This window comes from Catenovulum agarivorans YM01 (assembly GCF_000281085.1).
In the GTDB taxonomy this organism is placed as follows: Bacteria; Pseudomonadota; Gammaproteobacteria; order Enterobacterales; family Alteromonadaceae; genus Catenovulum; species Catenovulum agarivorans.
The window spans coordinates 44549-53763 of sequence record NZ_JH767544.1 but is presented as its reverse complement, the minus strand read 5'-3'; the positions used below and the strand labels follow the sequence as shown (position 1 = coordinate 53763).

The 9215-nt window shown below is 40.6% G+C and carries 6 protein-coding genes and 2 pseudogenes; 1 reads left to right on the top strand and 7 read right to left on the bottom strand.

The features are described from left to right. Window positions 1-154: 154 nt before the first annotated feature. Entirely contained in the window at window positions 155-1708 is a 1554-nt protein-coding gene (locus WSC_RS23645; protein ID WP_169315494.1) for a BspA family leucine-rich repeat surface protein, read from the bottom strand. A gap of 144 nt (window positions 1709-1852) precedes the next feature. Between WSC_RS23645 and WSC_RS24680 the strand changes: the two genes are divergently transcribed. Further along, entirely contained in the window at window positions 1853-2038 is a 186-nt protein-coding gene (locus tag WSC_RS24680) for a hypothetical protein (protein ID WP_085953503.1), read from the top strand. 115 nt (window positions 2039-2153) lie between these two features. On the opposite strand, the pseudogene WSC_RS25435 reads toward WSC_RS24680, so the two are convergent. From WSC_RS25435 to WSC_RS23635, 6 genes and pseudogenes are all read right to left on the bottom strand, one after another. Continuing rightward, window positions 2154-2960 (bottom strand): annotated as a pseudogene (locus WSC_RS25435) (SMP-30/gluconolactonase/LRE family protein); the annotation flags it as partial. Window positions 2961-3056: 96 nt separating this feature from the next. Next, window positions 3057-5339 (bottom strand): annotated as a pseudogene (locus WSC_RS23640) (agarase); the annotation flags it as partial. 7 nt (window positions 5340-5346) lie between these two features. Further along, window positions 5347-5985 (bottom strand): bifunctional 4-hydroxy-2-oxoglutarate aldolase/2-dehydro-3-deoxy-phosphogluconate aldolase, encoded by a 639-nt coding sequence (locus WSC_RS0120670; RefSeq protein ID WP_016957867.1) that lies wholly within the window; start codon window positions 5983-5985, stop codon window positions 5347-5349. A 72-nt stretch (window positions 5986-6057) separates the two neighbouring features. Next, window positions 6058-7074 carry a sugar kinase gene (locus WSC_RS0120665; RefSeq protein WP_016957866.1) on the bottom strand — a complete coding sequence of 339 codons (1017 nt, stop codon included), beginning with the start codon at window positions 7072-7074 and terminating at the stop codon, window positions 6058-6060. After that, entirely contained in the window at window positions 7071-8351 is a 1281-nt protein-coding gene (locus WSC_RS0120660; RefSeq protein ID WP_016957865.1) for an MFS transporter, read from the bottom strand. Before WSC_RS0120660 ends, WSC_RS0120665 begins: the two co-directional genes overlap by 4 nt. 14 nt (window positions 8352-8365) lie before the next feature. Then, window positions 8366-9215, bottom strand: an 850-nt coding sequence (locus tag WSC_RS23635; protein ID WP_016957864.1) for a mandelate racemase/muconate lactonizing enzyme family protein, incomplete at its 5' end; no start/stop codon positions are given.

Sequence of the window (9215 nt, the reverse complement as noted above, 5' to 3'; positions counted from 1 at the left end):
ATACGTCAAAATCGCTTGGTAATCATACCATCAGTTTCCCTTGGTAATCACACTAGTACACGTAAGTGTCTAATGTCGTGCCTGTCCTGAATGCAGCTTGATTTCTCTCACCAAGATCCATATAGCTGATTTAGACAGCTAACGTCAATTTATGCTAGTCTTCAACGCCACCATCTGTTATTGTCCAACCGAAAACCTCGGTGAGAACCATTCTTGCGTCCTGAGCGGAATTTGAATATTTACTACTCCCGCCACTGAAATCGACATTACTTTGCAGTGATAAACCGCTCCAGCCAATAATTAAAGCATCGTAATTTTGAGTAGTGAGCGTAACGCCATGAAACATACTAGACATCTTTTTGACATTCGATACATCCCAGCTGCTTATATCCTGATTGAAGGCTGTGCTTGCAAACATTAAACTCATATTAGTGACATTCGATACATCCCAAACACTTAAATCCTGATTAAAATTAGAAGCCCCCACAAACATTCCCCCCATATCGGCAACACTCGATACATCCCAAAGGCTTAAATCCTGATTAAAGGTAGTTGCATAAGCGAATGTTCCTGACATATTTTGTACATTCGATACATCCCAACTACTCAAGTCTTGATTAAAGGGAGTGACTGCAAACATTCGATGCATGTCAGAGACATTCGACACATCCCATCTACTGATATCCTGATTAAAGGAGGAGGCTGAAAACATTTGGCGCATATCAGTGACTTTCGAAACGTTCCAAGTACTTAAATCTTGGTTAAAGGAAGAAGCTACATAAAACATTCCCCTCATATTAATAACACTAGATACATCCCAACTACTGATATCTTGATTAAAATCAGAAGCCGCCAAAAACATTCCGCTCATATCAGTGACACTGGATACGTCCCAATGGCTTAAATCCTGATTAAAAGTAGTTGCATAAGCGAATGTTCCTGCCATATTTTGTACATTCGATACATCCCAATCGTTTAACTCCTGATTAAATGCTTCAGCACCATAAAACATAAAACTCATATCTGTTACTTCAGTTAAATCAGGTATATCGGTTGCGTTAACCACAAGATATTTACATTCAGCAAAGGCTCTATGCATTGAACGCCATTTGTTAGTACCCCATTGTTCTATTGAAAGTAATTTGAGGTTATCAGTAAGATATGTGGGTTGTTCTCTATGATCATAACTTGGCTCTGAAAAATATACTTGCGGGAAACTACCACTTATTTTCACAGTGTATGTACCAGCAGTAGCGTAGGTATGGGTAATGTCACCCGTTATATGTTCGTCAATGGCTCCATCCCCCCAATCTACCTGATAATCATAACCAACTCCGCTAGTGCTGATCATAATTTGATTATCATTTGAGTAGCCCCCTGGGTTATCTGTTTTCCATAAGGTAATGAAAGGTTTAGTAGAAGGTTTTGCAACAACAATAATGCTTCGAGTAACGCTACTGTAATTAGCTGCGCTATCCGTTGCGCTGTAAGTAATTGTATAACTACCAAATACACTAGTATCAACAGTACCTGACATAACAACCTCGACTATACCATCACTATCATCAATTGCATTTGCCCCAAGCTCGTTATAGGTTTCATTCAGATAAACAGTAATGCTGCTATCACCATTTAGGGTTATAACTGGAGGGATAGTATCTGGTCTTTCTGAGTCGCCACACCCAGCTAAAAAAATCTGTATTAGCACGGAAATGAAAAATTTTGATTTAAAATTATTGAAGATTATAGACACTACGCTGTTCCTAAATTGATTTTTAACATTGATTGTAAGGTGTTTATTGTTAAAAACAGAGCTCATAATTCAAGATTCAAACTTACTTGAATTATATTATTGCCAATACACTTTCCTGTTATTGGCCGTGAATCTGGCACCTCAAAAATGACCTTTGACCTTGCTGATTTAATACCAACTACAGAATTATCCGAGCAGCATTTCTATCAATTTAGAGTGTCATTTACCTCAAGTAACGGTGATATGCTCGACGAAGTAATTTATCCATTAGATTTGGTGGAATGAGGAATGCTTAACCTAAAGGAACCAAGCTTATCCTAGTGTTATTCCCCGCAACCAAGGGCATTCTGCCCTCAGCCACAGTAGTCAAAACCTTTTACATGAGTTTCCTTGGCGGCGATTAATCGCCGGCCAATTTAATTCGTAACAACCTGTCATGAGCAGTGATATATAAATACTGCTCTTTGTCATCAAATGCCAAATTAGCGCAAAAGTATGGAATATTAATTTTTGCCAATACTTCGCCGGTTTGTGAAAATAGCCAAACGCCATATGGGCCTGTGGCAAACACTATCCCGGAACTATGCACTTTTAAGCCATCAGGCGCACCATTGTCATGCGTGCCGTCTCCTGTAACTTGGTAAAAAAGTTTTTTGCTAAGTACCTCCCCTTGCTCATCTAATTGGTATTGATACCAAGCAGGCGCATCTGGGTCGGATACTGCAACATATAGGGTTCTGTTATCTGGTGAAAGCGCGATTCCGTTGGGAAAGGTTAAACTTTTATCCAGCAGTTTAAGCTCACCTTCGGGTGACAATTTAAAAACGCCTTGAAAGTCTAATTCTTTCGCTGGGTCGTCCATTCTTTTTTCCAAACCATAAGGCGGATCAGTAAAAAACACATTGCCCTTGTTATCAACGGCAACATCGTTTGGGCTATTTAGCCGTTTGCCATGGTAATGGCTTGCCAATGCTTTGTAGTTTGTTTTGGCGTTATTTAGTGGAGCTTCCATCACAGCCACTTGTCGGCTGCGAGACTGCATTAGCACCAACTGATTTTGTGGGGTTAAATTTAACCCGTTTGAAAAACCGCTATCGGTTAAATAAGTAGATACACCTTCAGTTGGCGAATACTTAATAATCTGATTATTTGGGATATCAGAAAAGAGCAAATAACCTGATTGCTCAAGTGAGTTTTCTATCCATAATGGCCCTTCCACCCATTTAAACCCATCAGCCAGTTGTTCATATCCTTGGTTTATATCTAAATAATTTAGCGCTGCTTGCTGGTGAATTTGATACAAAGCTTGACTAAAACGTCGTGGATATATGTTTTTGTTTACCTCTTTTACCGCCTCAACCAAAGGCTGATATGGAATATCGGTAACAGAGACAAAACCAACATTATAGTTCTCGCCGTCGTAAGCGCGGCCAGTCAATGGCGAGTCTATATATTGGAACCAATGTGCACCAACTAGATATGGGTTGTCGATAACACTGTACAAATACTCTTGATATTTACGTCCACGATCAGCTTGCGACTCTGCATGAATCAACCCAGGGTTTAATAAACCTGAATCTAAAGCGCCATTGTGGAATTCGCCGATAATACTTGGTTTGTCGATTTCAGCTAAAAAGTCCCAAAATTCATCGTTAATGCCTTCTTTATAATAGTTATAGCTCATAACATCAGCATGTTTAGCTGCGGCAAAACGGATTTCAGGTGTCATACCCCAGTCGGCAAAACGTGCGCCCATGTACATATGGTTCGGCATATAGTGCTTAACGGATCGTTTAACTACTTTGAAATATTGCTCGGCATAAACAAATAATAAATGTGACAAGTCGGTCAACATAACATCTGAATACTTGGTTATTTCAACGCCTTTGGCTAAGGTTTGCCAATCAGATATTTGTGTATTCCACGCTAGGTTAAGCTGTTCAATCGAGCTATATTTTTTAGCCAATTCATCAACAAATACCTGTTTAGCAGGGCTATCACTGGCTGGGCGGGTGAGCGTATTTAATACTATGCCATACTGACCTTCAACTGAGCCCATCATGCCCCAGCTTTTTTCATTATCAATAAACACACCAACACACCAAGGGCTGTTTTTTACTTCATCGGCAATTTGTTTGACTGTGATGTCGGTACGTTGTTTAAAAACAGGATCGAACGGATCAGGCAACGGGCTCCAATAATCATTGCCACTGCTAACGGTTTTAAAGTCACCAATAATCCAACCGTTCGCAAAATATGGATATTGCTGCATGTCGTAATATTTAGCGTCAATCCAATTGCCAAAGGAAGTAAAACCCCACGACTGCATGCGCTTAACTGTCGTTTCTCGCCATTTTTCCATCAATTCAGCGTCATCATTTGTCTGGTACTTACGCTGTAAATTAGCGCGGTAAAAACTAAAAGTTTCACCTCTATCAATTGCGCCTGTATGCACTGAACGCCTATAACCAAAGTTATCAGCCAGTTCAGAGCCATATTCTGGCAACCAGCTAAACATATTTGCTCGTAACTCTGAGGAAACTTCACGGCTAGGCCATGCAGCTTTAGGTGCTGGGTTTAAACCTAATGAATCTTCCGGGGTTAAATCGCCCGCTTTGCGCTCAACTATTTTACTGTGGTCAAAGTCATAACCTGTAATGGTAGAAGTATTGGCTAAACGTACATTGGCGATACCATTAGAGAAAAATAAGTGCCCTTCAGGATCAACCAAAGTCCATTTGCCTTGGAATTTCTCAGCTCGGTAATAACCCGTTGCCGCCAATTTAGGGCCATGCTTCCAGCCGTTATATTTGGAGCGGTCGGCAAAACTACTCGCAGATAGTTCAGTTTGTTCTTTATTGTGGAGCTCAATCAGCTCAGCAGTTGACGTTACCTTGTTTGGAAAATCAATGTATGTACTCTGGCCAAATTCATCCACTAAATTAGTTAGGTAGTTATTATCAACGGCTTTCGGGTAAATCAAACGGGCGTTGTCGATAATAAGTTGTTTATCTTCGAGTACACCTCTTACATTAAATTTAATGCTAGTGATTTGGCTGATATCGATATTTTTTGTGCCATGTCGCCAAATAATAGGTACATAATCACTCTGCCAGCTTGGCGGATTTGAGCGTATGCCGGTTTCTACATCTAAATCTATGCCTTTAAGTTCAATAAAATAGGTGTCTGCTGAACTAGCAGGCACAACAAAACTCCGATTATGCGTTTTGCCAGCTTTATCTTTAACTGTGACATACATGTGCACTGAGGTTGTTTTTGGGTTTTGAATATCAAGTGCAAAAGCGAAAGATTGCTCGTGAGACCAATCCCAACCTTTATCTGATTTAAACTCAAAACCGGATACGTGTTGCTGTTTTGAATCAAAGCTGATTTTAGCCGCGCTATTGTCCCCTTGCATAACAGGTTCAATTAATACATTTTCGCCTTGAAGATTTTTAAAGTGTGCCGCTTGCTCAAAATCCCACAACATTTTTTCACTGTTATAAGTATTCGAAGTTTGCCCACATGCTGCTAATAACCCAGCAAAACCGAGCAGGCTAAGGTGTTTTATATTTATAAATTGCATTGTGCTTTTATCCCATTTGTTTTAGTCGATTAACTATTTTGCTAACACCAGCAATGAGTTGTTGTTTTTCTGCGTCAGTTTCTACCGGTTTTGCCAATGCGCCGCCTATACCTAAACCTTTTGCACCAGCATCTATCCACTGTTCAAAGTTGTGTTGATCTATGCCGCCAACCGGGAAAAATGCTGTGTCTAAAAACGGCCCTTTGGCCAAAGCTTTCAAATATTCAGGGCCAATTGGCTCAGCGGGAAACAACTTAACGACATCTGCGCCCGCTTTTTTCGCCTCTACCACATCAGTCGGGGTAAATGCCCCCATTAACACTGGCAAATTGTGTTCATTAGCAAAAGCACCAACTTGTTTACAGGTATTCGGGGTTACTAAGAACTGCGCACCCGCATCTTTGGCTTGCTCAGCAATTTCTACTGTGGTGATTGTGCCAGCACCAACAATTAAGTTTGGATATTGCTCGCGCAGCTGGGTGATTTTGCCCGCAAAACCCGGGGTATTACTGGTGATTTCTAAAATACCAACCCCAGCGGTTAATAGGTTTTCAACTATGCCGTCTATCTGTTCTGGCTGTTCAACTCGAATGATCACCACCAGCTTTTGTTTAAACATCTGTTCAATTATTTGTTGTTTATTCATTGGATAATTCCATACCTCAACACCTTAAATTAAAACGTTAACTGTTAACTATAATTTTTAAAGACAAAAAAATTAGCGAATAACATATCCGCTGGTTAAACCTTGAACGACTGCAGTTATTTCAGCTTCATCCGACCAATGTTGATCGCCGTAACAAGTGTGCGCCAGTGCAAAAGCTGCGTTGGCAAAATCAATTGTCTGTTGTGCTGATTTGTCACTTAATAGACCATGCAAAATCCCAGCGGCAAATGCATCACCAGTGCCTAAGCGGTCAAGTATCTCTACGTCTAACCAATTGCTTTGATAATTTTCACATTGAGTAAGGTAAATCGCGGCTAACTGGTTGCTTGATGCACTGTTATGTAGTCGCGCAGTTACTGCCGCGTCTACATTAAAGGTATTGGATAAATAAGCCGCAACAAGCTTAGCTTGTTCAATAGCATCGGTTTCATCAAAGGTTTTGCCAAACACATCAGCAACTGCACCTGCGTTGGCAAAAGCTAGATCGCTGCAATGTAAAATTTGGCTGAAAATCTGCTCGGCTTTTTTGTTTTCTTGCTGCTCTTCAGACCATAAACTGCGGCGGTAATTAATATCAAAAGCAACTTTAACGCCCATGTTGTTAGCAATTTTCGCTGCCTTAACAATTTCGCTGGCACAATTGGTTGAAAGTGCAGGTGTAATACCCCCTAAAAATAGCCATTTTTTACCTGCTAATATGTTTTCCCAATCAAACTGACTAGGCTGTAAGCTTGCAAAAGCTGAATCTGCACGGTCGTAAACCACACGCGATGGACGAATAGATGCGCCAAGCTCAATAAAATAACTACCAATGCGTTGGCCGCTACGTAAACAATTGTCGGTATTAACACCGTACTGTTTCAGTGTCGCGATACAGTGATCACCTATTGGGTTATCAGGTAAACAAGTTGCGAAATAACTTTTATGCCCTAACCTTGCAAGTGAGCTTGCAACATTTGCTTCAGCGCCTGCAAAATCAACCGCTAAGTTTTTCGCCACCACCAATTTTTGTTGTGGTAATGCTGGGGTCAACCTTTGCATTATTTCGCCAAAAAAAACTATGCTCATGCTTTGGCCTCCAATTCATTTTCAGCTATCGGCATTTCTATTGTTTCAACCTTGCCCACCAAAAATAAATACGAGAACAAACCAACAAATGCGAGGCCTGCTATTAATGCCAATGCTGGTCTAAAATCACCGTCTTGCACTAAAAAACCGATAAGAATAGGTACGATTACCGCAGATAAACCACCAATAAAATTAAAACAACCACCAACTAAACCAACCATATGTTTAGGTGCAATTAAAGATACAAACACCCAATTAATCGACGCCAAACCATTGCCAAAAAAGGTTAAAGATAAGAAGAACGTCACCCACAATGTGCTGTCGGTGTAGTTAGCAAAAATAACAGAGCTAGATAGAAACAAACCTAATATGATTGGGGTTTTACGCGCAAACTCGTTTGAGTAACCTTTGCGCACCAATAAATCAGAAACAAAACCAGATAACAACACACCACAAAATGCCGCTAAAAATGGCACTGAGGCTAAAAAGCCTGTTTTTAAATCACTAAAACCACGGTATTCAGCTAAGTAGGTTGGAAACCAAGTTAAAAAGAATACTAAAGTGCCGCCTAAACAGAATTGGCCAATATAAATTCCCCATAATTTTTTGCTGGAAAACGCCAGTTTTAAATTCTGCATGCTAACTGGGGGAGTATTAGCTGAGTTTGTAGCTGAAGTTTTGTTGCCTTGAATGTTAGATTGAGTATTAGCTTGGGTATTTTCAGTTGGCGCTTCTTTGTAAAATATGTACCAAATAACCGCCCACACAATGCCAACTATGCCAGAAACAATAAACAAACCACGCCAGCCAAACCAGTCTTGAATAACCGCCAACACTGGCATTAAAAACGCCAAACCAATAAATTGCCCAGAGGTATATACAGCAATCGCCCCTGCTCTTTCTTGCTCAGCAAACCATTGAGTGACAATTTTATTGTTTGCTGGATAACTTGGGGCTTCAAAAAAACCTATTGCCATACGACAACCGATGAGCGCTGCAACTGAGCTAACCAAACCTTGCACTAAAGTGACCAAACTCCAAGCAACTAGAATGAATGGATACAAAAAACGAATGCGTACAGCATCCACTAACATGCCACCTGGTATTTGCATAATTGAATAGGTCCAAGCGAACGCGGAGAAGATCAACCCCATTTCAACTTTGCTAATGTTTAAGTCAGCCGATATTGCAGCCGCTGCGACAGATATATTGGTTCTGTCCATGTAATTAATTACTACGCTGATAAATATCAGCGCTAAAATACCACCTTTTTTCATCTTATCCCCCTTTATTACCAGTTGGTGTAACTGCCGTCTGGTTTAATTAATCTGGGTGGTTCCCAAAATTTGAATTGTTGGTTTTTAAGCTTTTCTTCATTTACGTCTATACCTAAACCGACACAGTCTGGTACTGCAAAACTGTTATTGGTTACACGCGGTCTATTGGTAAAAATTTCATCGTAATCAGATAAATCGCCGTCGTATGGCGCAAGCTCTAACCAACTCATGTTGGCAATGGCGGCGCAATAATGTACCGATGCAGCCGTGCAAATTGGGCTGAGTGGATTGTGCGGCATCATGTCGATATATTTGCTTTCGCACATGGCGGCAATTTTCATTGCTTCGGTAAAACCACCCGCGTTACAAATATCTATGCGCGCATAATTAGTTAAGGCGCTGTCTACATAGGGCGCAAAATCCCATTTACTGGTAAGTTCCTCACCTATCGCAAAAGGAATATCAACCATTGAGCGTAAATTTGTGTAGGCCTGAATTGACTGGTCGCGTATCGGCTCTTCTAAATAATCTAAAGTGCCACTTGGCATACGTTGACAAAAAGATGCAGTTTCACCAACACTGAGTCTATGGTGGTAATCTATGCCGAGCATAATTTCGCTACCAATAGCTTCGCGCGCTTGGGTTAACCAATGTGCTGTTTTGGCTAATGACTTTCTTGGGTCAAACACAGTTTTACCTTGTGCTTTGCCATGTTCACCAGTGGTTACTCGAATAGATTGCCAACCTTGCTCTTTTAATTTGAGTAAATCTTCAATTAAACCTTGGTTGAAGTCTTTTACTGACGTTGCAAATAAAGGGATATGGTTACGTTGTTTACCCCCTAACAATTGATAAACTGGTTGG